Here is a 26,044-nt window from a genome sequence, read left to right on the forward strand (position 1 = left end):
CGAAGCGCACCCCGTCGATCGTGACGGTGCCGCGGCCGCCGTACCAGAAGCCCATCGCCAGCTGCCGCGGGCGGGCGCGGTCGATGCCGTTCGCGGCCATCGGGATCCGGATGTCCCGGTACCGGGAACGCGCGCACCTTCAGCGGCATGACCGTGCGCAGGTCCCAGGGCGTGTCCCAGGTCTTCACCACGTCGCCGGCCGCGTTCCGCAGGCCGAGCGTGACCGTCCACGGGTAGTAGAACGGTGCCACGCCGCGGTTCTCGATCGTGACACCGACCGTGGCCGTGCCGGCGGCGTCGTCCGGGAGGTACGCGTGCGTGGCCGTCAGGTCGTAACCCATCAGCCGAATCGCCGCCGCCACCTCCGGATCGGACGCGGCGTACCCCTGGCTGCCCTGGTTGATCTTCCAGGTGGTGTGCTCCAGCTCGATGCAGGCCCGCATGTCGTCGACCTGGCCGGCGCCGCCGGGCCAGGCGTCGAACGCGTTGCCCTGGATCTCCGGCCGCACCTCGCCACCCATCGAGCTACGGGTCCACTTGTTCTCCACGCCCCGGTCCAGCGCGCGCTGGAGCTGCGAGTAGTCGCTGCCGCCCATCGACCGGGGCAGCGTGACGCCCGCGGCGGGCGAACCCTCGCGATAGCAGAACGAGTCGTCGTGGTAGCCGATGTCCCGGCCGTCCGCGGCGCCACCGGCCGACTCCGGGTAGCGGATCTCCAGCTTGGTGACGTCGAAGGCGTCGTCGAACGCGGCCACGATCCGCGCGCCGCTCGCGTCCGACGGCATCAGGTCCGGGTATCCGTCGGCGGTGTCCGCGTCGAACGGCCAGGTGTGCCACTCGCCCCCAGAGCCCGACCAGGCCCAGGTTGATGAAGCCGATCCGCGGGTCGCCGTCGTACCGGGCGCCGAACGCGGCGATGAAGGCGGTGAGCGCGTCCAGCAGGTACGGGCTGTCGTAGTCCGGCGAGACCGTGCCCCACCGGGTGTTGTCCCGGTAGGTGACGTGCCCGTCGAAGCAGCGCGGGATCGCGTTCGCCGGGTGGCTGCCGGTGCCGCCCGGGTACTCCAGGTAGAACCGGATCGCGGCCTGATTGCCGTACGACGCCGTCTCGGTCAGCGCCCGGTCCACGACCGTCCAGTCGTACGCGGCGCAGTCGGCCGCGCCGGTCATCACCTCGGACAGCCCGAAGTAGCTCCACGACAGCGACCGCGGATAGCCGTGTTCTGGTCCTCGCCGGGCACGTAGAACCGGGCGAAACCCTTGAGCGGATTGTCCAGCGGACTCGGCGCCGCGGTGAGCGCGTGGGCGGTCAGCGACGGATCCGGCGCGGCCGGTGGCGCGGGCCGCGCGGGTGCACCGGTGAGCGTCACGGCCGTACCGGGCCGGGCTCCCGCGGTGCCGGTGCCACGAGCGGGAACAGGAGAGCACTGGTCAACGGTACGGCCGCCAGCGCCAGCCACGGGACGACCGGCCCGGCGGAGTCGAGCAGTGCGCCGGTCGCGGTGCTGCCGGCCAGCACCGCGAGGCCACCGGCGGCGGAGAGCACGCCGAAGTGGGCGCCGAGCCGCCGCTCGGCCGCGAGCCGCGCCGCGGTGTCCCGGGCGACCGGGGAAGCCAGCATCTGGCCGGCCGTCAGCAGCACCACCATGGCGAGCGCGGACCACGCGCCCGGCAGCACCGGCACTACCGCGAACGCGGCCGACATCAGCGCGAATCCGCACGTCAGCGCCGCGCGGGGACCGAGTGCGCGGCGGGCGTACCGGGCGATGGTCAGCTGTCCGGTGATCATCAGTATCGAGGCGAGCGCGAACAGCCAGCCCAGTGCCCAGGCCGCGTCCTCGGCGTCGAGTTCCAGCGGCAGGGCCAGGTAGAGCTGGTGGTAGGCGAGCAGCCCGGCGCCGTTCACGGCCGCGAACGCGAGGAAGCGGCGGTTGCCGAAAACCTCGCGCAGGCCGTCCGCGACCGGCTCGCCCGCGTGCGCGCCCGGCTCGGCCGGCAGCAGCCGCGAGTGCATGGCCAGGATCAGCGCGAACACGGCCGCGGCGGCCAGGCAGACCGCGGGGAAACCGGCCGTGAGCAACAGCACGCCGAGCAGCGGGCCGGTGACCGCGCCGGCCTCGCCGGCCGCGGAGAACATCGCGAACAATTCGGTGCGCCGCACCGTGCCGGCCGCCTCGAGGCGCGCGCCCTCGCGGGCCAGCGCGGACTCCACGGCCGGCGAGAACAGCGCGGCGGCCACGCCGATCAGCAGCGTGCCGGCCAGCACGGCGGGCAGGTCGCGGGCGGCCGCGAGGACGCCGAAACCGGCGATCCGGACCGCGCAGCCGGCCAGTACGACCGGGCGGGCGCCGTACCGGTCGGCGAGCACGCCGCCGATCAGGAACAGGCCCTGCTGGCTGAACGTGCGCAGGCCGAGGACGAGGCCGACGAGCGCGGCGGCGAGGCCGAGGTCGGCGCGCAGATGGTCGGCGAGGAACGGCAGCACCAGGTAGAAGCCGACGTTGAAGGCCAGCTGCGTGAGGACCAGCAGCCGGGGTAGGGCCGGCAGCCGGGCGATCTCCGTAAGGATCAGGAGCTTGTTGCCATAAGTTTGCAAGTAGCCAAGAATAGCGATCATGCTCGCCACGTACACCCTGCGCACCGCGGAGGTCGCGGACGTGCCCGGCGCACGCCGCGTCATGCTCGACACGCTCTACCGCGACATGCGCAGCGGGTACGTGCCGCGCTGGCACGGCGACGTCATCGACATCGCCGGCGCGTACCTGGAGCCGCCACGGCACACGCTACTGGTCGCGACCGCGCCGGACGGTGCGGTGGTGGCGACCGGCGGCGTCCGCTCGCACGGCCCGTCCGCGCCGGACTGGCTGGCCCAGCGGTACCCGGCCGGGATCACCGCCCAGCTCTGCCGGGTCTACGTGGACCCGGCCCACCGCCGCCGAGGTCTCGCCCGGGCGATGGTGGACCGGCTGCTCGCGTTCATCGCGGCGGACGGTGGTTACACCGCGGCATACCTGCACACCGACCCGATCTCGCCCGGTGCCGAGGCGTTCTGGACCGCGCACGCCCGCCTCGTCCACGACGAACGCCCCACGCCGCACGGCCCCGGCACCGTCCACTTCGAACTGGAGATCCCGGTCAGGGGATGAGCAGCACGCGGCCGAACGCGGCGCGGCTCTCGATGTAGTGGTGCGCCCCGGCCGCGTCGGCGAGCGGGAACTCGCGGTCGATCACGACCGTCAGCTCGCCCGCGGCGACGCGTGCGATCAGCTTCTCGATGACCGTGCGGATCCGGGCCCGGTCGTGCTGCATCCCGCCGGCCAGATAGACGCCGTGCAGGGACGCGTTCTTCACCATCAGCGGCCGGATCTGCGGCGTGTGTCCGTCCCGGCCGGCCTCGCCGATCCAGGTGATCCGGCCCCGGTACGCCAGCGCCTCGATGCTGCCCTCCAGCGTGCGCCCGCCGACCGGGTCGATCACCACGTCGACGCCGCGGCCGCCGGTGATCTCCTTGACCCGCGCCACCACGTCCGTGTCCCGGTAGTTGATCGCGTGGTCCAGGCCGTGCTCGGCCAGCCGGGCCAGCTTCTCGTCGCTGGACGCGGTGCCGATCACGGTGGCACCGGCCGCCTTGGCCAGCTGCACCGCGGCCAGGCCCACGCCGCTCGCCGCGGCCTGCACCAGCACGGTCTCGCCGGCCCGCAGCTTGCCGACCTCGAACAGGCACTCGTCCGCGGTGGCGAACTCGACCAGGATGCCGGCCGCGATCCGCGGGTCCATGCCGTCCGGCACCGGGTACACGTTGAAGTCCTTGACCACGGCCAGTTCGGCGTGCGACCCGGCGGCCATGAACGCGACCACCCGCTGCCCCTCGCGCAGCCCGGTGACGCCCTCGCCCAGCGCGGCGATCGTGCCGGCCGCCTGGTAGCCGACGATGTGCGGCGCGGAGCGCACCGGCGCGAACTGCCGGAACAGCACGTCACCACCCTGCACGCCGACCGCCTCGACCCGCAGCAGCACCTCACCGGCCCCGGCCACCGGGTCCGGCACGTCCTCGTAGCGCAGGACGTCCGGACCGCCGTTCTGGTAGTACACCGCTGCCTTCATTGCCGTACCTCCCGAGGAAGATCAAGTTTCAGGGACCAACTATCCGCGTACCCACGGTCGGTTGCCCGTCACTGTGGGCGGCGACACGCGGATGATCGAGGCATGGCGAGGTTCCCGACGGAAGCTGTCGGGAACCGGTGACAGTGTCGTCGGTGACCGAGCCCGATCGACCTGGGAGAGCGCCGTGACCGATGGCCGTACCGACTTCGACTTCATCTTCGGGAGCTGGCGGGTGCGCAACCGCAAGCCACCCGACAACAGCGACCCGGGCTGCACGGAATGGGTCGAGTTCGACGCGACCGCGCACGCGGAGCCGATCCTCGGCGGGCTCGGCCACATCGACCGGATCCGGGCCGGCGACTTCGAGGGGCTCACGCTGCGCCAGTTCGACCCGGACGCGCGCGTCTGGCGGATCTGGTGGGCGTCCAGCAACCGGCCGGGGCACCTGGACCCGCCGCTGGAGGGCACGTGGTGCGACGGCACCGGCGTGCTCCTCGGCGACGACGGGGTCGGCGGGCGGCCGGTGCGGCTGCGCTTCGAGTGGACCACCGACGGGGCGGACTCGGCCCGCCGGCAGCAGGAGTTCTCCTACGACGGCGGGCAGAGCTGGCGGCTCAACTGGGTGATGGAGCTGACCCGCGACCCCGCCGGCGGTCCCTCGGCTCGCTAGATGGACGCGGCGCTCTTCAGCGCCTTGACGAAGTGCTCGCCGCCGTCCTTGTCGACGCCGCCGACCTCGATCTCGCTGCCGGCGAGCACGCTGATCGTGCCGAGGTTGACCGCGGTGCTCCAGCCGACGCCGGTCACCTCGGAGATCGGGATGACCACCTCCGCCTCCCGGATCAGCCCCTCGAACACGAACAGCACCCGCGAGTCGGTCAGCACCAGCACGCCGTTGCCCGGCCCGTGCCGGCCCGCGACCAGCGCGGACACCTGCTCGCCCGGCCGCAGCCGCTCCTCCAGCCCGGCCAGCTCCTTGCGCGCGCCGACGCTCGAACCCATCCGCACGGCCGCGGCCGCGATGTCGTCCCGGTAGGTCTCGCTCATCCCGTTCCTCCTGGTCCCGATCCCAGTGAAGTCGTTGGATCATTTCCCCTGCCGCCCGCCAGCGGAAACCCGTTACGCTGGCTCGCGATGACGCCGGGTGAGCTGGAGCTGTTCGCGCGCGTCCGGGGGCGCCTGGAGGCGATCGCGTACCGGATGCTGGGCTCGGCCGGGGATGCCGAGGACGCGGTGCAGGACACCTTTCTGCGCTGGCAGACGGCGGACCGGGAGCACATCGGGACGCCGGAGGCATGGCTGACGACGGTGCTCACGAACGTGTGCCTCAACCAGCTCACCTCCGCGCGGGCGCGGCGCGAGACGTACGTCGGGCAGTGGCTGCCGGAGCCGGTGCCGGCCGGCGACCGGATGCTCGGCCCGGCCGAGACCGCGGAGCAGCGCGAGTCCGTCTCGATCGCGGTGCTCACGCTGCTGGAACGCCTCTCGCCGAACGAACGTGCGGTGTACGTGCTGCGCGAGGCGTTCGGCTACCCGCACGCGGAGATCGCCGGGATGCTCGGGCTCACCGAGGCGAACTGCCAGCAGATCCGTCACCGCGTCCGCCGGCACGTCGCCACCGGCCGGACCCGGGTCACGGTCGACGCCGCGGCCGCCGAGAAGATCGCCGAGAACTTCCTCCGCGCCGCCACGAGCGGCGAGATCGCGCCACTGATCCGGCTGCTGACCGACGACGCGGTCAGCGTCGCGGACGGCGGCGGGCACGTGCCGGCCCGCACCACGCCGATCGTGGGCGCGCTCGCGATCGCCCGCTTCCTGCGGTCCGCGTTCCGGCCGGAGGCCGCACAACGCCTGATCGGTGCGGATCAAGGAGTTCATCTGCGCGGGCGCGGCCTGGAGCGTCAGCCACCCCACACTGCTCCTGCCGGTCCGCCGCCGCGTCACCACCTCGGGCGCCGCGTCGACGGCCCTGCGGTCCTGAACGACGGCCAACCGCGGAACGGGCGGGGAGCCCGGCGGCCGCCCCGGCCACCCACCGTTCTTATTGCAAGGCTTTTGCATTTGCTGCATGATGACCCTAATGCGTGCGCCACGGGAGAGGCGGCGTGAGGGAGATGCCCCGGCACTCGCGATGATCCAGCGCGCCGGGGTATCACCACGGTCAGGCCACCGCCGGCCGACGCCGCCGGGCGGCACCCGCGATCAAGGCCGTGACCAGCAGGAACGGAATGGCCACGGCGAGGTAGAAGCGGTCGAACGCGCTGAACGCACCCCACAGCGTGACCGGCGCGCCGCGGAGCACCGGATCCGGCAGCAGCATCGTGACGCCGTCGATCCAGACCGCGGACGCGGGCAGTGCCAGCGCTACCAGCGCGGTGACGCCGCAGAGCAGGCCGGCGGTCCGCCACCACGGGTCGGCACGGCCCAGCCGGACGCCGGCCCAGGCGATGAACTGCCAAATCACGGCGGCCGCGAGAACCGCGCCGGCGACACCTCCGGCATAGGCGGTCCAGGGCATCTCCGCCTGGAACGACGCCGCGACGAACGCGGTCCGGTCACCGGCCGCGCCGGGCGTGATCGGCCACTCCGCGGCGTAGTCCAGCCGCACACCGTCCCGCTCCGCGACGAACGTGGCCCGGTGCAGGTCGTAGGCGTCATCGGTGCGGCACTGCGCGATCTCGATCGGGCCGACGTCCCAGCCGTCGGCCGCGATGCGCGCGGCGGCGGCCCGGGCGTCCTCGGCGTCCCACCACCGGGTGGCCGATCGACGAACGTCTGCGGTACGACGTGCGGGACACCGTGGTAGTCGTGGCGCGGCAACGGCGCATCGGCCGGTCCGCCACGGTCGGCCGCGAGGCCGGTGAGCCACTGGGCGTGCGCACCGTCCGGCAGCGCCACCGGCGTGACGCGCCAGGCGGTCCAGGCGCCGGCGGCCGCACCGATCCCGGCGCAGAACAGCGCGGCCACCACGGCGAACGCCAGCATCCAGCGGCCGGCCGGCAGCCGGAAGCGCTGGCGCAGCCCGCCGCGCACGAGGTCGAGCACGTCCGCCGGGTCCGGCTCGGTCTGGCCGGGCCGCGCCGCGTCCAGCAGCGTCGTGATCAGCTCCGGACCGTGGCGGCGGCGGTAGTCCCGCGGGTAGCACCGGAGCCAGGCGCGGTAGCGATCCTCCAGCTCGCTCATGCCGACGCCCCCGGGCGGGCATCGGGGACGAGCGCGACGCGAATCAGGAACGTCGGTTCCCGCAGGGATGGCATGCCCGGACACTACCGCCACCGTAATATGCCGTCAAACGTACTATCGCGGCCCGGGTGCCACCAGGCGCCTTTCCCAGGCCCAGGCCGCGATCTCCACCCGGTTGCGCGCACCCAGCTTCGCCTGCACGCTGCTCAGGTGGGTCTTGACCGTGCCGATCGAGATGAACAGCTCGGCCGCGATCTCCGCGTTCGTGCGGCCCTGCGCGGTCAGCCGGACCACGTCCAGCTCGCGCGGTGACAGGTCGCCCAGGTCCTGACGGACCGGTGCGGGCGGCGTCATGTGCTCCAGCAGCCGGACCGTGATCGACGGGCTGATCAGCGCGTCACCGGACGCGGCCGCACGCACCGCCTCGACCAGCAGCGCCGGGCCGGAGTCCTTGAGCAGAAAGCCGCAGGCACCGTTGCGCAGCGCCGCGTGCACGTACTCGTCCAGGTCGAACGTGGTCACCACGACCACGTTCACCGGGTCCGCCACGCCCGGGCCGGCCAGCCGCCGCAGCGCCTCCAGGCCGTCCATCTTCGGCATGCGGATGTCCATCAGCGCCACGTCCGGTCGCAGCCGCGACGCCAGCTCGACGGCCTGGAGACCGTCCGCGGCCTCGCCGACCAGCTCCATGTCCGGCTGCGCGCCGATGATCATGCCAAATCCGGTACGGACCATCGCCTGATCGTCCGCGACCAGCACCCTGATCGTCACTGTCGCTCCTCACCCGCCGCGATCGGAAGCGCCGCGTCGACCATCCATCCTCCGTTGATCCCCGGCCCGGCGCGCAACCACCCGCCGACGGACGCGACCCGCTCCCCCAGACCGTCCAGGCCGAAGCCGCGGCGGTCGGTCGCGCGCGGCGCCGCGGTGCCGTCGTTGGTCACCCGGACGAACAACCAGTCGGGGGTACGCCGCAGCTGCACGTCGGCCCGGGTCGGCGCGATCGCGTGCCGCCGGACGTTGGTCAGCGCCTCCATCACCACCCGGTACGCGGACGTGCTCACGTCCACCGGCAGCCCGTCCAGCGGCCCCTCCACGAAGAGCCGTGCCTGCGCGCCCCCGGCCGCGGAGAACTGCTCCAGCAGTGGTTGCAGGTCGCTGACGCCGGCCAGCGGCGCGAGCGGTGCGGCCGCGTCCGCGCCGCGCAGCACGCCGACCATCCGCCGCATCGCGGACATCGTCTCCGCACCGGCCTTCTCGATCTGGTCCAGCGCGGTGATCACTCGCTGCGGGTCCTGCTCCGCGATGAACCGCGCGCCCTGCGCCTGTACCACGATGCCGGTCACGTGGTGGGCGATGAAGTCGTGCAGGTCCCGGGCGAACTCGGCGCGCTGCTCCGCCCGTACCGTCGCGATCTGACGTTCCCGCTGCCCGGCGGTGAACCGGGTCCAGACCCCGATCGCGCCGACGCCGCCACCGGCCATCACCAGCAGCATGCCGAAGACGACCATCTCGATGCCGAAGCCGATCCGCTGTGGTTGCAGCAGCAGCGCGAACAGCACCGCCAGCCCGGCCGGCCAGGCGACCGCGGGGCGGCCGTAGCGCGCCACCACGTAGATCGCCAGCAGCAGCGACACGGTCTCGGCGAGCCCCCAGGTGCCGCTGGTGGAACCGCCGCCGACCAGGACCAGCGTGCCGAACGTCACCACCACCGACGCCACGGACAGCCCGATCGCGAGCACCGGCAGCAGCTGGCCGCCCTGGCGGTAGCGCCGGGCCCAGATCAGCGCGCCGGCGCCGGCCAGCACCAGCGACGGCAGCAGCATCACCACGTAGCCGCCGTCCGCCTGAGCCGTGGCGATGAACAGGTCGAGCAGGACCGTCAGTCCGAAACCCGCGAGCAACGCGCCGCGCCGGTAACCCAGGCGCCCGCGCTTCCGTCCAGAGATCATCATCGTCTCCCCAGCGTAGTCGCGGTGCGGCCGGGCGGGGTTCTGCCGAAGGACAGGGCGGGCCATCCGACTTTCGGCGGAGGTGGCCGGGTTGATCTCCGGTCGGCGGGCGGATGTGACCGGGCGGGCGGTCCCGGCAGTCTGTGTCCGCTCTCGTTTCCGACCGAAGGGACTTCGACGATGATGCTCGCCTGCGAGGCACGTGACCTGGTCAAGGTCTACGGCCGCGGCGACACCGCGGTGCGTGCGCTGGACGGTGTGACGGTAGGGTTCCCCCGCGCCGAGTTCACCGCGATCATGGGCCCGTCGGGTTCCGGGAAGTCGACGCTGATGCACTGCCTGGCCGGCCTGGACCGCGCGACCAGCGGCGCGGTCATGCTCGGCGACGTGGACCTGACCCGCCAGTCCGACAAGGTGCTGACCAAGGTCCGCCGGGAACGGATCGGGTTCGTCTTCCAGGCGTTCAACCTGCTGCCGCAGCTGACCGCGGCACAGAACATCACGCTCCCGCTCGACCTCTCCGGCACCAAGCCCGACCCGGCCCTGTTCGGCCGCCTCGTCGACGTGCTCGGCCTGCGCGACCGCCTCAAGCACCGCCCGAGCGAACTCTCCGGCGGCCAGCAGCAGCGCGTCGCCCTGGCCCGCGCGCTCGTCTCCCGCCCGGAGGCGGTCTTCGCGGACGAGCCGACCGGCAACCTCGACTCCCGCACCGGCGCCGAGGTGCTGTCCTTCCTGCGCAACGCGGTCCGCGAGTACGGCCAGACCGTCGTCATGGTCACCCACGACCCGGTCGCGGCCTCCTACGCCGACCGCGTGATCATGCTCGCCGACGGCCGGATCTCCGGCGAGATCCTGCACCCGACCCGCGAGTCCGTCACCGACGCGCTGCACCAGCTGGCCGGTGCCCGATGACCGTGCTGCGCACCCAGCTCGCCGGCCTCGCCCGCCGCCCCGCCCGGCTGCTGCTCACCGGCCTCGCACTCATCGTCGCCGCCACGGTCGTGTTCGGCACCGTGCTCGCCCAGCGGATCACGTACCAGACCATCCTGGACACGTTCAGCGGTACGTCCGCGGCCGCCGACCTGGTGGTCGGCAACGAGGCCTCGGCCACCTCGGCGGCGCTGGCCATCGTCCGGCAGACCGCGGGCGTCGAGTCGGCCACGGCCCGCAACAGCGCCTACTACGACGTGCCGTCGCTGCCCGGCGGATACCTGGTGATCACCGGCGACCCCGGCTCCGGGCCACTGTCCGAGGTGACGCTGACGTCCGGGACGTACCCGACCGCGGAGAACCAGATCGCGGTCACCACGCGCACCGCCGAGCGGATGGGCCTCACCGCGGGCCGGACCGTGGTGGTGCGACTCGGCCCGGACGCGCCGGAGCGCACGCTCACCGTGACCGGCATCGTGTCGCCGCTGCGCGGCGAGGGCTTCGCCGGCACCGCGTACACCAGCGGCGACCTGGTCACCGCGATGTCCACCGCAGACGTCCCGGTCTACGAGGAATCCGGCCTCGGCCGCGTCGAGGTGCACCTCGCGGACGGCGCCAGCGTCGAGGCGGTGACCCGGGAGCTGAACCGCACACTGCCGCAGGTGGTCAACCCGATGGGCGACGGCGTCGCGAAGAAGCAGCTGGACGTGCGGAACGGCGCCGAGGTGCGCAAGCAGGAGGCACTCGATGCGGCCTCCTCGATGGACGAGCTGTTCTTCCTGGTCTCCATCTTCGTCGCGATCGCGGCCGCCGCGGCCGCGCTGGTCGCCACGTCCACGTTCCGGATCGTGTTCGCGCAGCGGATGAAGCAGCTCGCGCTGCTCCGCGCGGTCGGTGCCGGACGCGGCCCGCTGACCCGGGCGCTGATCGTCGAGGGCGCGCTCACCGGCGCGGTCGCGGGCGTCACCGGCGTACTGACCGCGTACGCGCTCGGCCTCGCCGCCGGCCCGGCCGCGCGCGTCTTCCTCGACGTGCCGCTCGCCCTGCCCGGCCTGCCGATCGTGCCCGCGATCCTGGTCGTGGCCGGCACCACGATCGTCGCGATCATCGCGGTCCTCTCCCCCGCGGTCACCGCGGCCCGCGTCTCGCCGCTGGAGGCGCTGCGCTCCGCGGCCGTCACCGGCGCCAGCGCGCGGCTCGGCGTACTCCGCTGGATCCTCGGTCTGCTCCTGACCCTCGCGTCGCTGGCACTGGTCGCGTTCGCGGTGGCCAACCTGCCGGAGCCGAACACGCCGAGCGAGACCGGCGAGACCGTCATGCTCGCCACCGTCGCCGGCGGCACGCTGAGCTTCTTCGCGCTGATCGTGCTCGGGCCGGCGATCCTCCGCCCGGTGCTGTGGCTGGTCGGCCAGCCACTGCGCGCGTTCGGACCGACCGGACGGCTCGCGATCGGCGGCGTCGGCGGCGCACCGAAGCGCGCCGCGGCGGTCAGCGTGGTGGTGGCGCTCGCGGTCACGATGATCGCCGGTGCGCTGGTCGCGCTCTCCACCGCGCGCGCCGCCATGGACCAGCAACTCGCGCTGATGGCCCCGGCCGACCTGCAGATCTCCGCGGAGGCCGGTCAGGCGCTGCCGGCCGGAGCGGTGGACGCCGCGCGCGCCCACCCGGCGCTGCGCGACATCGTCCCGTACCGGCTCACCGAGGCGGACATCCCGGTGGAGGGCGACCGGGAGGACCCGAACGCGCACTCGCCGGTGCTCGACCTGTCCCTGACCTCGCTGCGCACCGCCAAGGACATCCAGGTCACCGAGGGTACGCTGGACGCGCTCGGCCCCGGCAAGATCATCGCGCTGGACTACCTCGGTGACTTCACCGCGCTCGGCATCGGCGAGACCGCCACGATCACCCGCGACGGCAAGACGGTCACCGGCACCGTCGTAGCCACCGTCGCCGGGCTGCCGATGGACGCGTGGGCCGTGCTCGACCCGGCCGACATGACCGCGCTCGGCCTCCCGCCGTCCCCGACCGGCGTGCTGGCCGACGCGGCCGGCGACCGGACCACGGCGTACCAGGCCGCCCAGACGCTCGCCCCCGGCGGCGGCGTCAGCGTGCTCGCCGACCAGCGCGACGACTACGCCGAGCAGCTGGTGGTGCTCACGGTCGTGGCGCTCGGCCTGGTCGGCATGACGGTCTCGGTCGCGGTCGTCGGCGTCGGCACCACCACCGCGCTCTCCGTGGTGGAACGGCTCCGCGAGGCCGGGCTGCTCCGCGCCGTGGGCATGTCCCGCGGCCGGCTGCGCGCCACGCTGCTGATCGAGGCATCACTGTACGGCGTGGTGGGCTCGCTGCTCGGGCTGGCGCTGGCCGTACCGTTCGCGTCGCTGATGCTGAGCGGGGTCGGGCTGGACGGGCCGATCACGCTGCCGTGGGGGCAGCTGGCGCTGGTGGTGCTGGTGCTGGGGCTGCTGACCGCAGCCTCCGGCGTGCTCCCGGCCCGCCGCGCGTCCCGGGTCGCGCCGACCGCGGCCCTGGCGATGGACTGATCCTCGGAGGTAGGGGCAGGACGGGGCCCCGCGGTTCGCGGGGCCCCGTCCTGGCGTTCATGGCTTCGTCCGCGCGTTCAGCGCGGTGGCGGCTGCACCCGGGTCATCGGCACACCGGCCTTCCGGCAGGAGTGCTCCGCGCCCATCAGCAGGACCGCGCCGCGCATCCCGTCGATCGGGCGCTCCGGGTCGTCCTCCTGCTGGCCGAGCTGGAACACCTCGCCGATGCGGGTGAGGTCGTCATGGCCGGAGGCGGCCAGTTGGTCCGCCAGTCTCCGCGCCTCGGTGCTGGAGACCTCGGGACGGCCACCGGCCACGAACTCCCTGGTGAACTCGTCGATCCGGCGGCAGGCCAGGACACCGGGATCCTCGTGGGTGGCGACGTGGACCGCGGCAACGGCCGCGGCCGGCACCGCCACGGCCATGGCTAGCGTCGCCGCGAGGACGACCGGTCGCTTCCGGCGCGGTGCGGGCGGTCCGGCGCTGGGTGTGGTGATGACGGCTCTCCTCAGTTCGATGTCGCCATGTCGACGCCCGCCACCACGCAGGCCGGGAGGGCCTGGGTGTGGAGGTGGAGCGTGCCCTGGGCGCCCCTGAACCGCTCCGGCTCCCCGGCGAGCGCCCACCGCAGGTATTCGAGGCCGAAGTGCGACAGCACGTCGTTCTCCGAACCCGCGAGGTCGTCGGCTATCTCGTCCAGCTCGTCGGGTGTGAGGACCGGACGAGCGCCCTCCGCGAGGTCCATGCCGAGCTGGTCGATCCGGTGGCAGGCGGCGATCCCGGAATCGCGCGGCGTACTGAGGTAAACGGCGAGCGCGACACCGGCGGCGAGCACGGCGACCGCCGCGATCGCGGCGATGATGATGATCGACCGGTGCCGGCGCACCGACGGGGCGGCACCGGTGTCGGCAGTGGACGGATGAGTAGGTGGCATGCGTCTTCTCCTTGGTCGACGCATTATTCAGTGATCTTGCAGCGGTCGTACAGCGCGTTTTGATCTCGATGACCACGAAGGGAGTCCGGCGAACTCGCCGGACTCCCTTCGTTCCTCTACTGAGGAGGCTCGAACGATACCCAGATCCAGGTGTCGCCGCAGGCCTCGTGGGTCGCGTCGATGAGCGCGCGGGCCGCGGCCGGGCCCTGGACCCACGTGGCCGCCTCCGGGTCGACCGGACCCAGGACGATGCTGCCCGGATCCGTCCCGCCGTAGGCCATCTCGACCGCGATCAGGTAGTCACGGCCGACCGCGGCAAGGGTGTCGTTGTTCGACGCGGCCAGGTCCGCGGCGATGCTCACCGTGTGGAGCGGCCGGATGTTCGGCCGCCCGGACTCGGCGATCTCCTTGATGGCCACACAGCCGTCCGAGGCCTTCTCGTCCGCGAAGAGCACAGCCACACCCGCGACGACGTTCAACACCAGCCCTGTCACCACAGCAATGATCAGCCACGGGTTCCGCCAGGGATTCGGCCGCGGCTGCCCGGGATTGGCCGGCACGAAATAGCCGGGCGGCGCGACCGGCGGCGACATCGGGCCGTGCGGCCCGCCGAAGACGGGCGTCCCGGGCGGGGGCATGTACGCCCCGGCACCGGCCGGGGCGCCGTACGCCGCTACCGGAGCCGAGGGGGCGGCCACCGGTGCCGCCTCGGCTCGCGGCGCGGACGGCGCCGGATCGTGCGCGGGCCCATCAGACGATGCAGCGCCCGGCGACGCAACGGCGGACGAGACGGCGCCGGAAGCCGGGCTGCCGGTGGCGGCGGATGGTGACGTGGCATCCACAGAGGATGACGGCGTAGCATCGCCCGCCGGAACTCCCGGCACGCGGGCGGCCTCCGGGTCCGGTTGCGGCGCCGCCGGGCCGGCGGCGGCATGACCGGCCACGATGGGCGGTGTGGTCACGCCGGCCGGAACGAGGTCTGCGGTATCGCGAGCCGCGACCGGCGACACGGTGACGTCGGCCGGGACCGGCCCCGCGGTGTCGCGATCCTCGGGTGTACAGGTGGCGTCCGGCGGCGGCTCGGACTGTTGCGGAGAAACGCCAGGCGCGGTCATGACGGCATTATTCAGTGATCTTGGATGCGGCGTACAGCGACTTCCGCCGGAACCACATGATCCGGCGGGCGCCCTCGGCGGACCACTCATCGGGACCAGGCCACTCCCGCGGTAGGTCTTTCGCATCGTGGCTGTCGGCGGGCCGGCGGCCGAGGCGACGGTGACGACGCCTGGGATTGTGGGTATCCCTGGGCTTGACGTCGGCGCGGACCGTCATCGACCTGTAGGGCCGCCGGGCCGCACCGGCCAGCGACCCCACCGGCCCGGCGAGCGCCGGCGGTCCCGACAGCCCGGCATTGTGGGCGCTCCGGCGGCCCCATGGGCTGCAACGGCGCGGCTGGCTCCAGCCGCCCCACGGTCCCGGACCTCAGCGGCTCCTACGCCGCTGTGGCCGTCCGCCCCAGCCGCCGGCCGTCACCGCAGGAGCGTGCGGATTCCGGAAGATTCGATGAGCGGACCCGCATGGCGCGAGGTACGGAGCGCTTCACCGGACGCCGGCGATCTCCGGTCGCCGGGTGCACACCCTGACCACCCGACCGCTCCACCCCGTCGACCGCCCTGGGCCGAGCCCAGAGGCACCGGTTCCGCACCGGCCGCGGACCGCGACCGGTCCTTGAACACGCGCCTTCCGCCGGCGGGCCGGAACCCGGTGGTGCGGCCGATGACCGCCTCCGAGACGAGACCGGGTGGGACGACCCGCGAAGCCTCGGATCGAGGCCGCGCCGAGAGTTCCCGCCTCCGCGACCCGCCCCGGCGGGGCAGTGCGGGCGGGTTTGGGTGGCCGAGGCAACAAAAACAGGGTGGTTTGCAGCGGAGAACGGCGGGGAAAGGGGGCGTGATTCCGGGCTCCGGCTCCCGGATCGTGGGGCAGAGCGAGGATGTTGATCACTTTATGGGCTCGACATGATCACTTTGCGTGAGTTCGCCTGCGCGGTTTCGTACCGTTATATCTTGATTTTTGGGGCTTTAGCGGCTGGGACGAAGGGCTATAGCACACGCCGACTACCGAATTGTTACAAGCGGCGGTCGCGCGGGATCTTGCGAAACGTGTTCGCCTTGAAATAAGTTCCTCCCCGCAACAAATGCACATCAGCTGATGAAGACCTCCCGGAGGCAACCATGACGGTCGTGAGGCCATGAGCAGTGCCCCGGTCCTGCTTGAGATGCGTGCGATCACCAAGGAGTTCCCTGGTGTGAAAGCGCTCTCCGACGTCTCGCTGCGCGTGCGGGCGGGCGAGATCCACGCGATCTGCGGCGAGAACGGCGCCGGCAAGTCGACGCTGATGAAGGTGCTCAGCGGCGTCTACCCGTACGGGTCCTACGACGGGCAGATCGTCTACCAGGGCTCCGAGGTGAAGTTCGGGGACATCCGGGCCAGCGAGAACGCGGGCATCGTGATCATCCACCAGGAGCTCGCGCTGATCCCGCTCATGTCGATCACCGAGAACCTGTTCCTCGGCAACGAGCCGAAGAAGAACGGCGCGATCGACTGGAAGGCGGCGCAGCTGCGGGCGACCGAGCTGATGGCCCGCGTCGGTCTGGACGAGAACCCGGACACGCTGGTCAAGGACCTCGGCGTCGGCAAGCAGCAGCTCATCGAGATCGCCAAGGCGTTCGCGAAGAACGTGAAGCTGCTGATCCTGGACGAGCCGACCGCGGCGCTGAACGAGAACGACTCCCAGCACCTGCTGGACCTGCTGCGCGGCTTCCGGGAGCGCGGCATCACCTCGATCATCATCTCGCACAAGCTGAACGAGATCGAGGCGATCGCGGACTCCATCACGATCATCCGGGACGGCAAGAGCGTCGAGACGCTGGACGTCAAGGCGGACGGCGTGGACGAGGACCGGATCGTGCGCGGCATGGTCGGCCGCGAGCTGACCAACCGCTACCCGGACCACACGCCGAAGATCGGCGAGGTCTTCTTCGAGGTGCGCGACTGGACCGTGCGGCACCCGATCTCCACGGAGCGCCTGGTGGCCAAGGGTTCCAGCTTCACGGTGCGGCGCGGTGAGATCGTCGGGTTCGCCGGGCTGATGGGCGCGGGCCGCACCGAGCTGGCGATGAGCATCTTCGGCCGGTCGTACGGCGTCTACGAGCGCGGCGAGATCTGGAAGGACGGGAAGCGGATCGAGATCAAGACGGTCTCGGACGCGATCCACCACGGTCTGGCCTACGTCAGCGAGGACCGCAAGGCCGTCGGGCTCAACCTGCTCGACGACATCAAGACCTCCACGGTCTCGGCGAAGCTCTCCAAGATCCGCAAGTTCCTGAAGCTGGACGAGGTCGCCGAGTACAAGGCGGCCGAGGGCTACCGGCAGAGCCTGCGGATCAAGACGCCGACCGTGGACGAGGGCGTCAACAAGCTCTCCGGCGGCAACCAGCAGAAGGTCGTCCTGGCGAAGTGGATGTTCACCGACCCGGACCTGCTGATCCTGGACGAGCCCACCCGCGGCATCGACGTGGGCGCGAAGTACGAGATCTACGGCATCATCCAGCAGCTCGCGGACCAGGGTAAGGGCGTCATCGTCATCTCCTCGGAGCTGCCCGAGCTGCTCGGCCTCTGCGACCGCATCTACACCGTGTTCGAGGGCTCCATCACCGGCGTCATCGACCGGGCCGACGCGACCCAGGAAAACCTCATGAAGCAGATGACCTCCAACAAGAAGATGCAGACGCGATGAGCCGATTCAAGGACCTTCAAAAGAACCTCTTCGGGGGTACGACCAGCAACGCGCGCCAGCTCGGCATGATCTTCGCCCTGGTGGCGATCGTGCTGCTGTTCCAGTACCTGACGGACGGGCTGACGCTCAGCTCGGCCAACATGATCCAGGTCGTCAGCCAGTACTCGTACATCCTGATCCTGGCCATCGGCATGCTGATGGTGATCGTGGCCGGACACATCGACCTCTCGGTCGGCTCGGTCGCCGCGTTCGTCGGCATCGTGGTCGCCAAGCTGATGGCCGACCAGCAGATCCACTGGTTCCTGGCGCTGCTCATCGGCCTCGGCGTCGGCGCGCTGATCGGTGCCTGGCAGGGCTTCTGGGTTGCGTACGTCGGCGTGCCCGCGTTCATCGTGACGCTCGCCGGCATGCTCATCTTCCGCGGCGCGAACCAGTACGTCGGCCGCTCGCAGACGATCTCGGTGCCGGAGGGCTTCCAGCAGATCGGCGGCGGCTACCTGCCCGAGGTCGGCCCGGCCACGAACTACAACAACCTGACGCTGTTGCTCGGCCTCGCGGTCTGCGTGGCCGTCGTCTACCGCGAGTGGCAGCTGCGCCGCACCCGGCACCAGATGCAGGCCGACGCGGGCCCGGTCTGGGTCTCCATCCTGCGTGTCGCGGTGCTGCTGGCGGTCATCATCTTCGCCACGCTGCGGTTCGCCGGCGGCCGGGTCGGCACCAGCTTCCCGATCTCCGGCATCATCCTCGGCGTCCTGGTGCTGGTGTACTCGTTCTACACCCGGAACACCGCGGCCGGCCGGCACATCTACGCGGTCGGCGGCAACTCCCGGGCGGCCGAGCTGTCCGGCGTGAAGCTCCAGCGCGTCAACTTCGTGGTCATGATGAACATGGGCATTTTGGCTGCGCTGGCCGGCATGATCTTCGTGGCCCGGTCCCGCGCCTCCGGCCCGCAGGACGGCCTCAGCTGGGAGCTGGACGCCATCGCCGCGGTCTTCATCGGCGGCGCCGCGGTCTCCGGCGGCCTCGGCACGATCTCCGGCTCGATCGTCGGCGGTCTGGTCATGGCCGTGCTGAACAACGGCCTCCTGCTCGAGGGCGTGCAGTCCGACCGGGTCCAGATCATCAAGGGCCTGGTGCTGCTGCTCGCGGTCGCGCTGGACGTCTACAACAAGCGGCAGGGCCGCTTCTCCATCATCGGCTCGATCACCAAGGGGTTCCGCGGCAGCGGGCCCTCGGCGCCGGCGGGAACCGGTCCGGCGCAGCAGGTCAAGACACCGGTGGCCGGCTGACCGCCGACCGCTCGAACGCGGGGCGGGCAGGTCCGTCCGCCCCGTACCAACCATTGCAGAAGGGCACCTTTCACCATGCGTAAGTACCTCGCCAGGAGCGTCGCGATCAGCGCGGTCGCCATGCTGGCCCTGTCCGCCTGCGGCTCCGAGCGCGAAGGCGGCGAGACCCCGGCCGGCGGCGCCAGCGGCGGCACCGGCGGTTTCGCGGCCGACTCGCTGATCGGCGTGGCGCTGCCGTCGAAGACCTCGGAGAACTGGGTCCTCGCCGGTGACCTGTTCACCAACGGCCTCAAGGAGGCCGGCTTCACCGGTGACGTGCAGTACGCCGGCGCGTCCACCACCGTGGCCGACCAGCAGAACCAGATCTCGTCCATGATCACCAAGGGCGCGAAGGTCATCATCATCGGCGCCACCGACGCCGCGCAGCTGTCGGCACAGGTCGACGCCGCGCACGCCGAGGGCATCAAGGTCATCGCGTACGACCGCCTGATCAAGGGCACCGCGAACGTGGACTACTACGTCGCGTTCGACAACTTCAAGGTCGGCGAGCTGCAGGGCCAGGCGCTGCTCGAGGGCATGAAGAAGAAGAAGCCGAACGGCCCGTACACCATCGAGCTGTTCTCCGGCTCCTCGGACGACAACAACTCCGGCGTCTTCTTCGACGGTGCGATGAGCGTCCTCCAGCCGGAGATCGACAAGGGCAACGTGGTCGTCGGCTCCGGCCAGACCCAGGTCACTCAGACCGCAACCGACGGCTGGAAGGCCGAGAACGCGCAGCGCCGCATGGACTCGCTGCTCACCTCGACCTACGGCAGCAAGACGCTGGACGGCGTGCTCTCCCCGAACGACACCCTGGCCCGGGCGATCATCACCTCCGTCAAGGGCGCCGGCAAGCCGATCCCGGTCGTGACCGGCCAGGACTCCGAGGTCGAGTCGGTCAAGTCGATCATGGCGGGTGAGCAGTACTCCACCATCAACAAGGACACCCGTAACCTGGTCAAGGCCTCGATCGACATGGTCAAGGCGCTCCAGTCGGGTGCGGCGCCGCAGGTCAACGACACCACCTCGTACAACAACGGTGTCAAGGTCGTCCCGGCCTACCTGCTCCCGCCGGTCATCGTCACCAAGGACAACGCGGCCGAGGCGTACGCCAACGACCCGACGCTGTCCGCGCTGACCAAGTAATCAGCCGTTCCGGAAAAGCCCTCAGGATCTTGAAGATCCTGAGGGCTTTTCTGTGCCCGCTTCCGGCGTGGGCACGGTCCGCATGCTCCCGCGGGCTCCGGTCGTCGCTGGCGCTCCTCCCTGCACGTCACGTCGTGGCAAGGGCATGTCGCGTCGTGGAACGGCCCGGGGTCAGCGCGCGGCCTTCGTCGCCGGTTCGTAGCAGCGGACGCGCTTCTGCGCGTCGTAGACCAGGACGCCCAGCATCAGCTCGTCCGCGCCGATCCGCGCGACGACCTCCGCGAAGCGCGCTCGCACCTGCTCGACCGTGCCGCGCGCCTGCGCGGCGCCGCTGGCCCGCACCGCGTCCCGGACCTCGGCCGGCACCTCCAGGCCGGCCGCCACCTCCGGCGGCAACAGCGCGGTCTCGCCCAGGCCCTGGAACATCCGGGCGCGCACCAGGTCGATCGGGTGCGCGAGGAACGCGGCCTCCTCCTCGCTCTCCGCCACGATCGTCTCGATCGCCACCATCACGTACGGCCGGTCGGACCAGCGGGACGGCGTGAACAGCTCCCGGTAGCGCCGCGCGGCCGCCACCGTGTTCTCCGGGCGGATGTGATGCGCGAACGCGACCGGCACAGACCGAGCCGGATCTTTCCGGTCCGCGCCGCGAAATGGGCGATCAGGACGGCCGGGACCACGCTGGCCGCGAACGGCGACCCGTGATGCCAGGCGAACCAGCCCCGCCGGTAGCCGAGCTCCTCCACCCGCTGCACCGCGTGCGCCGCGGTCTCCAGCGCATGGGCGCCGGAACGCCCTCCTCTGCGGCCGCGAGCTCCAGGGCCGACAATGTTATGGCCATGGATCGCAGCGTAGACCGCGCCGGAATTCGTCCCGTACCCTGCCGTTTCGCTACTTCAGCGCCCGGCCGGCCAGGGCCGCGGCCTGCCGGCGCACCTCCGGGACCTGACGGTAGAGCGCGTTGCCCGGACACTCGGTCAGCACGCCGTCCCGGTGGGCCGAGACCCGGCTGAAGATGACCTGGTTGCCGATCCGGTAGCGGTTGTCCGCCCGGGACTCCAGCAGCACCTGTGCACCGGTGTCGGCCGCCTCCGCACCGAGCTTCCAGGCCGCGAGGTGCGCCAGCGAACGGATCGCCGCGGCGGACGCGGCCCTCGTGGAGTACGTGCCGAGCACCACCACGCCGAACGAGTCGGTGTTGAAGCCATAGGTGTGCGCGCCCAGCACGTTCAGCTCCGCGCCGCCCCTGCGCCCCTCGAAGACGGTGCCGCACCTGTCCACCACGAAGTTGTAGCCGATGTCACCCCACTTACGGCTCTTGACATGATAAAGGTGAATCGCCCGGATCAGCGCGGGCGACTGCGCGCACGTGTAGTCGTTGGTCCCGGCCGTGTGGTGCACGAACATCACCTGCGGCGGCCCGGTGTAGAGGACGGCGCCCCGGTTGATCCGCTCGTCCGCCTTCCACGCGGCCCGGTCCACCATCGCGGGCGCCCCCACCAGCGGCGCCGGCACCGCCGCGGCCTCCACCGCACCGGCCGGTGGCGGCACCACCGCGGTCGGCGCGGGTCCCGGCGGCGTGGCCATCCGCGGCCCGGCGCCCGCCCGCGACCCCGCGCTGTTGCCCGCCGGCTCGCCACCGTCCCGGCCGCCCCAGGTCCGCTCGCCGCCCGCCGACTCGTCGCCGCCCGCCGGCCCGTCGCCGGCCGGGGCGGTGCGCGCAGGCCCGTCGCCGGCCGGGGCGGTGCGCGCAGGCGCAGAAGCCGTCGGGCGGCCGATCGCGGCCGGGTTCACCAGTTCCAGGCGCAGGCCGGTGGGCAGCGGGGAGCGGCCGAGCGCGCGGATGCGCAGCTCGACGCCGTCCGCGGCACCGACCCACAGCGGGTCGGTGCCGCCGCGTACCCCCTCGGCCTCCGGGGTGCCCACGTCGGCGCCGAAGTGCTGGTCCACGTCGAGTGCCCGCCAGCCGCTCCACTCGCTCCGGGTGCGGACGCGCACCTCGGCCGTGCCGGCGATCGACTGCGCCGGGTCCGGCCAGGTCACGCCGACCAGGCTGAACGGCCGCACGGTACGCGGCGGCAGCGTCACGGCGCCGCCGTCCCGCGCGACGGCCAGCTCCAGCTGCTGCACCGCCGGGTCGGCCTGCCCGTCCACCGCGACCCCGACGCCACCGGCGCCGAGCGCCACCGCAGTCAGGGCGGGCAGCATCCATCCACGAACCGGCACTTTCGACACCCCCGTGATCGATCGTTCCTCCCCGCGAGGCTAACCCCCACAACCTCCCGGGTCGCCCGAAAGCGTCGAACAGTGCCGGTCATCCGGCCCCTCCCGCCGACCCTCGCTCCAGACCAGGCGCCGTAGGCCCTGATGACCGAAGTATCGGTATGAGCGGGCGGCGGCTACCGCACTCAAGATTGACGTCGGGCACTTCGTGCCCGAAATATCGGCACAAAGGCCTGCCGACGGGTGTCACGCCGGGGGAGCCCGGGCCAACGGACCATCCAGGCCGCAAGGCCGAGCGCCGAGCCTGGTCGCGGCCGCGTGAGAAGCGACACCGGGGCATCCTGGGATCGGTGGCCGAGGCACCGCCCCGGGCGGGATCGACCGAGATCGCACGGGCTCACACGCGGTCACCGGCGACACGCGGAAGCGCTCGACGTCCGACCCGGACCGGCCCAGGGATCGACGGGTGTCCGGCTAGGCGCTGCCGCGGATCACCAGTTCGACCGGGAGGAGTGCGCGGGTGGCGGGCTCGCCGGCGAGGAGGCGGGCCGCCTCGGCGACGGCCAGCGCGCCCATGCGGCGCTTGTCGAGGGCTACGCTGCTCAGTGGCGGGTCGATCAGTTCGCCGATGGGTAGGCCGTCGAAGCCGATGACGGCGCAGTCGTCGGGGATGCTGAGGTGGAGGCGGCGGGCGGCGCGGTAGACGCCGAGCGCGAGCATGTCGTTGAACGTGAAGACCGCGGTGATGTCGGGGCGGGCGGTGCGCAGCGCGGTGAACGCGGCGGCGCCGCCCTCCACGGTGAGATCGGCCTCGGTGATGGCGCCGGCGGTGACCGGCAGGTCGTGCTCGGTCATCGCGGTGACGAACGCGGGGCGGCGGTCCGGCTGGCCGTCGTCGCCGCAGTCGATCATGCCGATCGCGCGGTGGCCGCGGGCGGCCAGGTAGCCGACGGCGGCGCGCACGCCGGCGTGCGTGTCGACCTCGATGGCGCCGAACGCGGGCTCGTGCACCACCCGGCCCATAATCACCAGCGGCAGACCCCCGGCGGCGGCCGCGAGCGTGGCATCGGGAGCGCTCAGGTAACCGACCACCGCGTCGGCCTGGGCGGCCAGCGTGCGGATCAGCTCGGGCTCGCGGCCGGAGTGGTTCTGCGTGCTGCTGATCAATACCTGCCAGCCGCGCTCCTCCGCGGCCTCGATCACGCCCGCGATCAGCTCCGGGAAGAACGGGTTCTCCACGTCCGAGACGATCAGGCCGAGCGTGGTGGCGCCAGGCCGGACCAGGCCGCGGGCGAACCGGGACGGCCGGTAGTTCAGCTCGCGCGCCGCGTCCAGCACGCGCCGGCGGGTCTCCGGATCGATCTCTCCCTTGTCGTTGATCGCCCGGGACACGGTCTGGTGCGAGACGCCGGCCCGTTTGGCCACGTCCTTGAGGGTGACGCGCCGGGGCGCCCGCTGTTGTTCGCTCACGATCGTCGCATCGTATCCGGCCTGCTCCGCAAACCCGCTGGACCACCTCGTTCCGTCCCGTTAACGTTAACGTTAGCGCTCACGGGAGCGCTAACGGAGGTGTGTGATGAACTTTGCCGCCCTGGCACTGAGTGTGGAAGCGACGAAGCGGTCATCCCGGTCGGCGCTGCCGGACGCGCCGCGGCGCCCGGAACGCGAGCGCCGCTGGTGGCCGTTCCGGAAGGGCCGGCGCCGGAGAACGTAGGGCCGCGGGCACCGCAACGGCAGGCAGCAGAGCGTCGTTCGTAGCGGCTGAGGCGGGTTATCCGGGGCAACGGACTCCGGCGACAACACCCACGCGGGTCCGCAGCGTGCCGTGTTGCCCGCATGGTCCACAGTAGGCCGGTGCCCAACGACGACAGGCGGCCCGCCGGCGGTGTAACCCCCGTGCGCCTCCGGTACCCGATGACGGTGGCCTTGCTGACGCTGGCGGTGCTCTCGCTGGCCGCCTGGCAATGGCGACTCGCCGTGCAATGGTGGGAGCACGACCTGGACGGCACGACACAGGTCGGCCCGTTCTCCGTCAGGGACTGGGCGCGGATCGGCAAGGTTGCACAGTTCATGGCGGGGTTCACCGTCCTCCTCGACGTCATCGGACCGAAACGGATCCTCGCAATCGCCGCGGAGGTCGAGCGCTATCGGCAGAACGTGCTGAAATCGGTCGGCGAGCTGAGGAGATCCCAGCGCATCGCGGCCCAGTGGAGTGAGCTGTTCGGAAGCCTCCTCGTCGCACGCGGCGAGGGGGACGGGGGCCCGCTGTGGCACTACGAGGCGGCAGGCACCGGCCCGCCCAGGGCCGTGCTGCCCTCGGTTGCTCAGGACGGCCTCGACGGGTGGCACAGGGCGGCGGTCGAGCGGCTCGGCCGCCCACACGATTGCGACGTCGACCACGAACTCTCGCCCGTCGCTTGTGACTGGCAGGTCGATGTGACCCGGGCGGAGGTCGACCGGTACCTGACGGCGAGCATGCCCGAACTGATGGACAAGGACCTCGATGTGATTCGGGCTTCGGTTTCCGCGGTGTACCTGCGAATGGCGATCGGGTCGCTGGCGATCGGTGCGGTCATCGCGCTGGCGATCGGATTCTTGCTGTACGAGGTCGTCGATACACCGCTGGCCGGGCCGGTGATGTTGGGTGTCATCGGTGCGGCGGCCGCGCTGTTCGGAGTCCTGGTCCTGACGAACCTCGTCGGCCCCTCTACCTCGCGGTGGGGCACCCTGCCTCTGCGGTGCTATCTGTGGATCCTGACCGCGCCGACGGCGTCGCTCGTCCGCGCGTGCGGGACCGTCCTCGGCCGCTACCACGAGGGTCAGTCGGTCAAGCTCGTCGCACTCGGCGTGTTCGTCCTCGGGTGGCTGCTGGACTTCTTGGCCGCCTGATCGAGCGCTCGAGCCGGCGCACCTCCCACTGCGATACCGGCGCTACAGCGAACCCCACTGCCGCGCCTGGTCAAGCAGGTGCGCATGCACCCGTTCGGCCGACGGTGCGGTGGAGCCGGTTCGCGTGACCAGGTAGAGCGTGTTGAGCGGTTCGATCGCCGAGCGGTGCAGCTGCATCACCGAGCCGGACGCCATCGCCGGTTCGGCCAGGTAGCGCGGCAGGACCGACGCGCCGACGCCGGCCACCACGGCCGCGAGCACCGCGCGCAGATCGGGCACGGTCAGGGCGACCGGGTTCGGCGGGCGGCGGCCGAACTCGGAGCGCCAGTACCGGCGGATGATCGGCAGTTCCTCCGCGTACGCCACCAGAGGCAGGTGCGCGAGCGCGGTCACCGGGTCGGCCGCGATCAGTGCCGGGTCCGCGGTCCGGGCCAGCGCGGGCGCGGCCACCAGCACGAACTGCTCGTCGATCAGTGGCGTGCCGCGCAGTGCGCGGGCGGCCGGGCGGACCGCGGAGACCACCAGGTCGTGCTCGCCCCGCAGCAGCGCGGCGAGCAGGTCCTCGGCCAGGCCGAACGACGTCCGGACGGACAGCCCGGCCGCGATCAGCGGGCCGAGCGCGGGCAGCACACGCAGACTCATCAGCTCGGCCGGGCCGGCCAGGCGCACGGTGCCGAGCGGCTCCGGCGCCTCCGGTCCACCGGCGCGCACGGCCCGGCGCAGCGCGTCCAGGTGCGGGGCGACGCGGCGGGCCAGATCGTCCGCACGCGCGGTCGGGGTGACGCCGCGCGGCGTACGGTCGAAGAGCGGCTCGCCGACCCGCTCCTCCAGCCGGGCCAGCCGCCCGGACACGGCCGGTTGACTCACACCGCCCGCGGTCGCGGCGGCGGAGAGCGATCCGGTGCGGTACACGTCCAGGAACGTGCCGAGCAGGTCAAGGTCCACGGTATAAGGAATGTTATAGCCGTGCGGCGACGGAGCGATAGGTTCGCTTTGAACGTTCCGATCGAAGA

At 71.9% G+C, this 26,044-nt stretch carries 24 protein-coding genes and 1 pseudogene; 10 read left to right on the forward strand and 15 right to left on the reverse strand.

The window, feature by feature from the left end; genetic code table 11:
• Positions 1-155: 155 nt before the first annotated feature.
• Both J2S42_RS42175 and J2S42_RS06080 read right to left on the reverse strand, forming a co-directional pair.
• Positions 156-785 (reverse strand): annotated as a pseudogene (locus J2S42_RS42175) (carbohydrate-binding protein); the annotation flags it as partial.
• A 581-nt stretch (positions 786-1,366) separates the two neighbouring features.
• Complete coding sequence (locus J2S42_RS06080; protein ID WP_307236060.1) at positions 1,367-2,596, reverse strand: MFS transporter; 1,230 nt, start codon at positions 2,594-2,596, stop codon at positions 1,367-1,369.
• A gap of 19 nt (positions 2,597-2,615) precedes the next feature.
• Between J2S42_RS06080 and J2S42_RS06085 the strand changes: the two genes are divergently transcribed.
• Entirely contained in the window at positions 2,616-3,146 is a 531-nt protein-coding gene (locus J2S42_RS06085; RefSeq protein WP_307236062.1) for a GNAT family N-acetyltransferase, read from the forward strand.
• Here the strand turns inward: J2S42_RS06085 and J2S42_RS06090 are convergent.
• Entirely contained in the window at positions 3,136-4,104 is a 969-nt protein-coding gene (locus J2S42_RS06090; RefSeq protein ID WP_307236064.1) for a quinone oxidoreductase family protein, read from the reverse strand. The two genes, J2S42_RS06085 and J2S42_RS06090, sit on opposite strands and share 11 nt — an antisense overlap.
• A gap of 184 nt (positions 4,105-4,288) precedes the next feature.
• Between J2S42_RS06090 and J2S42_RS06095 the strand changes: the two genes are divergently transcribed.
• Positions 4,289-4,774 (forward strand): hypothetical protein, encoded by a 486-nt coding sequence (locus J2S42_RS06095; protein WP_307236066.1) that lies wholly within the window; start codon positions 4,289-4,291, stop codon positions 4,772-4,774.
• Here J2S42_RS06095 and J2S42_RS06100 read toward each other — a convergent pair.
• Entirely contained in the window at positions 4,771-5,151 is a 381-nt protein-coding gene (locus J2S42_RS06100; RefSeq protein ID WP_307236068.1) for a PH domain-containing protein, read from the reverse strand. The two genes, J2S42_RS06095 and J2S42_RS06100, sit on opposite strands and share 4 nt — an antisense overlap.
• 87 nt (positions 5,152-5,238) lie before the next feature.
• Here J2S42_RS06100 and J2S42_RS06105 point away from each other — a divergent pair, with 87 nt between their 5' ends.
• Positions 5,239-6,213, forward strand: coding sequence for a sigma-70 family RNA polymerase sigma factor (locus J2S42_RS06105; RefSeq protein ID WP_307236069.1), 975 nt, complete (start codon positions 5,239-5,241; stop codon positions 6,211-6,213).
• A 52-nt stretch (positions 6,214-6,265) separates the two neighbouring features.
• Here J2S42_RS06105 and J2S42_RS06110 read toward each other — a convergent pair whose 3' ends face one another.
• Complete coding sequence (locus J2S42_RS06110; protein ID WP_307236071.1) at positions 6,266-6,973, reverse strand: hypothetical protein; 708 nt, start codon at positions 6,971-6,973, stop codon at positions 6,266-6,268.
• A 33-nt stretch (positions 6,974-7,006) separates the two neighbouring features.
• On the opposite strand from J2S42_RS06110, the gene J2S42_RS06115 reads away from it, so the two are divergent.
• Positions 7,007-7,234, forward strand: coding sequence for a hypothetical protein (locus J2S42_RS06115; RefSeq protein ID WP_307236073.1), 228 nt, complete (start codon positions 7,007-7,009; stop codon positions 7,232-7,234).
• Positions 7,235-7,401: 167 nt separating this feature from the next.
• On the opposite strand, the gene J2S42_RS06120 is transcribed toward J2S42_RS06115, so the two are convergent.
• Positions 7,402-8,058 (reverse strand): response regulator, encoded by a 657-nt coding sequence (locus tag J2S42_RS06120; protein ID WP_307236075.1) that lies wholly within the window; start codon positions 8,056-8,058, stop codon positions 7,402-7,404.
• Positions 8,055-9,239 carry a sensor histidine kinase gene (locus tag J2S42_RS06125; RefSeq protein ID WP_307236077.1) on the reverse strand — a complete coding sequence of 395 codons (1,185 nt, stop codon included), beginning with the start codon at positions 9,237-9,239 and terminating at the stop codon, positions 8,055-8,057. The genes J2S42_RS06120 and J2S42_RS06125 overlap by 4 nt, the downstream gene beginning before the upstream one ends.
• Positions 9,240-9,419: 180 nt before the next feature.
• Between J2S42_RS06125 and J2S42_RS06130 the strand changes: the two genes are divergently transcribed.
• A complete protein-coding gene (locus J2S42_RS06130) occupies positions 9,420-10,151 on the forward strand; it encodes an ABC transporter ATP-binding protein (protein WP_307236079.1) in 732 nt (243 codons plus the stop codon).
• A complete protein-coding gene (locus J2S42_RS06135; RefSeq protein ID WP_307236081.1) occupies positions 10,148-12,712 on the forward strand; it encodes an FtsX-like permease family protein in 2,565 nt (854 codons plus the stop codon). The genes J2S42_RS06130 and J2S42_RS06135 overlap by 4 nt, the downstream gene beginning before the upstream one ends.
• A gap of 77 nt (positions 12,713-12,789) precedes the next feature.
• Here the strand turns inward: J2S42_RS06135 and J2S42_RS06140 are convergent, their stop codons facing one another.
• The 3 genes from J2S42_RS06140 to J2S42_RS06150 all read right to left on the reverse strand — a co-directional run bounded on the left by J2S42_RS06140 (position 12,790) and on the right by J2S42_RS06150 (position 14,344).
• Entirely contained in the window at positions 12,790-13,137 is a 348-nt protein-coding gene (locus tag J2S42_RS06140; protein ID WP_307236083.1) for a hypothetical protein, read from the reverse strand.
• A gap of 83 nt (positions 13,138-13,220) precedes the next feature.
• The gene (locus J2S42_RS06145; RefSeq protein ID WP_307236085.1) at positions 13,221-13,646 is read right to left on the reverse strand and encodes a hypothetical protein; all 426 of its coding nucleotides are present in this window, start codon (positions 13,644-13,646) and stop codon (positions 13,221-13,223) included.
• Between the two features lie 116 nt (positions 13,647-13,762).
• Positions 13,763-14,344, reverse strand: coding sequence for a hypothetical protein (locus J2S42_RS06150; protein WP_307236087.1), 582 nt, complete (start codon positions 14,342-14,344; stop codon positions 13,763-13,765).
• Between the two features lie 1,553 nt (positions 14,345-15,897).
• On the opposite strand from J2S42_RS06150, the gene mmsA reads away from it, so the two are divergent.
• The 3 genes from mmsA to J2S42_RS06165 all read left to right on the forward strand — a co-directional run bounded on the left by mmsA (position 15,898) and on the right by J2S42_RS06165 (position 19,919).
• Positions 15,898-17,445 carry a multiple monosaccharide ABC transporter ATP-binding protein gene (gene mmsA / locus J2S42_RS06155; protein ID WP_307236088.1) on the forward strand — a complete coding sequence of 516 codons (1,548 nt, stop codon included), beginning with the start codon at positions 15,898-15,900 and terminating at the stop codon, positions 17,443-17,445.
• Positions 17,442-18,734 (forward strand): multiple monosaccharide ABC transporter permease, encoded by a 1,293-nt coding sequence (gene mmsB / locus J2S42_RS06160; RefSeq protein WP_307236091.1) that lies wholly within the window; start codon positions 17,442-17,444, stop codon positions 18,732-18,734. Before mmsA ends, mmsB begins: the two co-directional genes overlap by 4 nt.
• Before the next feature lie 75 nt (positions 18,735-18,809).
• Positions 18,810-19,919: a substrate-binding domain-containing protein gene (locus tag J2S42_RS06165; RefSeq protein ID WP_307236093.1), complete on the forward strand. Its 1,110-nt coding sequence runs from the start codon at positions 18,810-18,812 to the stop codon at positions 19,917-19,919.
• A gap of 171 nt (positions 19,920-20,090) precedes the next feature.
• On the opposite strand, the gene J2S42_RS06170 is transcribed toward J2S42_RS06165, so the two are convergent.
• From J2S42_RS06170 to J2S42_RS06180, 4 genes are all read right to left on the reverse strand, one after another.
• Positions 20,091-20,537: an LLM class oxidoreductase gene (locus J2S42_RS06170; RefSeq protein ID WP_307236094.1), complete on the reverse strand. Its 447-nt coding sequence runs from the start codon at positions 20,535-20,537 to the stop codon at positions 20,091-20,093.
• Positions 20,429-20,674, reverse strand: a complete 246-nt coding sequence (locus J2S42_RS41885) for a hypothetical protein (RefSeq protein WP_370879146.1) — start codon at positions 20,672-20,674, stop codon at positions 20,429-20,431. The genes J2S42_RS06170 and J2S42_RS41885 overlap by 109 nt, the downstream gene beginning before the upstream one ends.
• A gap of 136 nt (positions 20,675-20,810) precedes the next feature.
• On the reverse strand, positions 20,811-22,145 hold the full coding sequence (locus tag J2S42_RS06175) for an N-acetylmuramoyl-L-alanine amidase (protein ID WP_307236096.1): 1,335 nt from the start codon (positions 22,143-22,145) through the stop codon (positions 20,811-20,813).
• A gap of 471 nt (positions 22,146-22,616) precedes the next feature.
• Entirely contained in the window at positions 22,617-23,612 is a 996-nt protein-coding gene (locus J2S42_RS06180; protein WP_307236097.1) for a LacI family DNA-binding transcriptional regulator, read from the reverse strand.
• A 384-nt stretch (positions 23,613-23,996) separates the two neighbouring features.
• On the opposite strand from J2S42_RS06180, the gene J2S42_RS06185 reads away from it, so the two are divergent.
• Complete coding sequence (locus J2S42_RS06185) at positions 23,997-25,031, forward strand: hypothetical protein (protein WP_307236099.1); 1,035 nt, start codon at positions 23,997-23,999, stop codon at positions 25,029-25,031.
• A gap of 42 nt (positions 25,032-25,073) precedes the next feature.
• Here the strand turns inward: J2S42_RS06185 and J2S42_RS06190 are convergent, their stop codons facing one another.
• A complete protein-coding gene (locus tag J2S42_RS06190) occupies positions 25,074-25,976 on the reverse strand; it encodes a LysR family transcriptional regulator (protein WP_307236101.1) in 903 nt (300 codons plus the stop codon).
• Positions 25,977-26,044 lie beyond the last annotated feature (68 nt).

Source organism: Catenuloplanes indicus (assembly GCF_030813715.1).
Lineage (GTDB): Bacteria > Actinomycetota > Actinomycetes > Mycobacteriales > Micromonosporaceae > Catenuloplanes > Catenuloplanes indicus.

Bases quoted from the DNA above. Each gene is read 5' to 3' on its own strand.
- J2S42_RS06140 (WP_307236083.1), bottom strand. From the start codon at position 13,137: ATGGCCGTGGCGGTGCCGGCCGCGGCCGTTGCCGCGGTCCACGTCGCC.
- J2S42_RS06135 (WP_307236081.1), top strand. From the start codon at position 10,148: ATGACCGTGCTGCGCACCCAGCTCGCCGGCCTCGCCCGCCGCCCCGCC.
- J2S42_RS06165 (WP_307236093.1), top strand. From the start codon at position 18,810: ATGCGTAAGTACCTCGCCAGGAGCGTCGCGATCAGCGCGGTCGCCATG.
- mmsB (WP_307236091.1), top strand. From the start codon at position 17,442: ATGAGCCGATTCAAGGACCTTCAAAAGAACCTCTTCGGGGGTACGACC.
- J2S42_RS06090 (WP_307236064.1), bottom strand. From the start codon at position 4,104: ATGAAGGCAGCGGTGTACTACCAGAACGGCGGTCCGGACGTCCTGCGC.
- J2S42_RS06085 (WP_307236062.1), top strand. From the start codon at position 2,616: ATGCTCGCCACGTACACCCTGCGCACCGCGGAGGTCGCGGACGTGCCC.
- J2S42_RS06100 (WP_307236068.1), bottom strand. From the start codon at position 5,151: ATGAGCGAGACCTACCGGGACGACATCGCGGCCGCGGCCGTGCGGATG.
- J2S42_RS06105 (WP_307236069.1), top strand. From the start codon at position 5,239: ATGACGCCGGGTGAGCTGGAGCTGTTCGCGCGCGTCCGGGGGCGCCTG.
- mmsA (WP_307236088.1), top strand. From the start codon at position 15,898: ATGAGCAGTGCCCCGGTCCTGCTTGAGATGCGTGCGATCACCAAGGAG.
- J2S42_RS06125 (WP_307236077.1), bottom strand. From the start codon at position 9,239: ATGATCTCTGGACGGAAGCGCGGGCGCCTGGGTTACCGGCGCGGCGCG.
- J2S42_RS06130 (WP_307236079.1), top strand. From the start codon at position 9,420: ATGATGCTCGCCTGCGAGGCACGTGACCTGGTCAAGGTCTACGGCCGC.
- J2S42_RS06145 (WP_307236085.1), bottom strand. From the start codon at position 13,646: ATGCCACCTACTCATCCGTCCACTGCCGACACCGGTGCCGCCCCGTCG.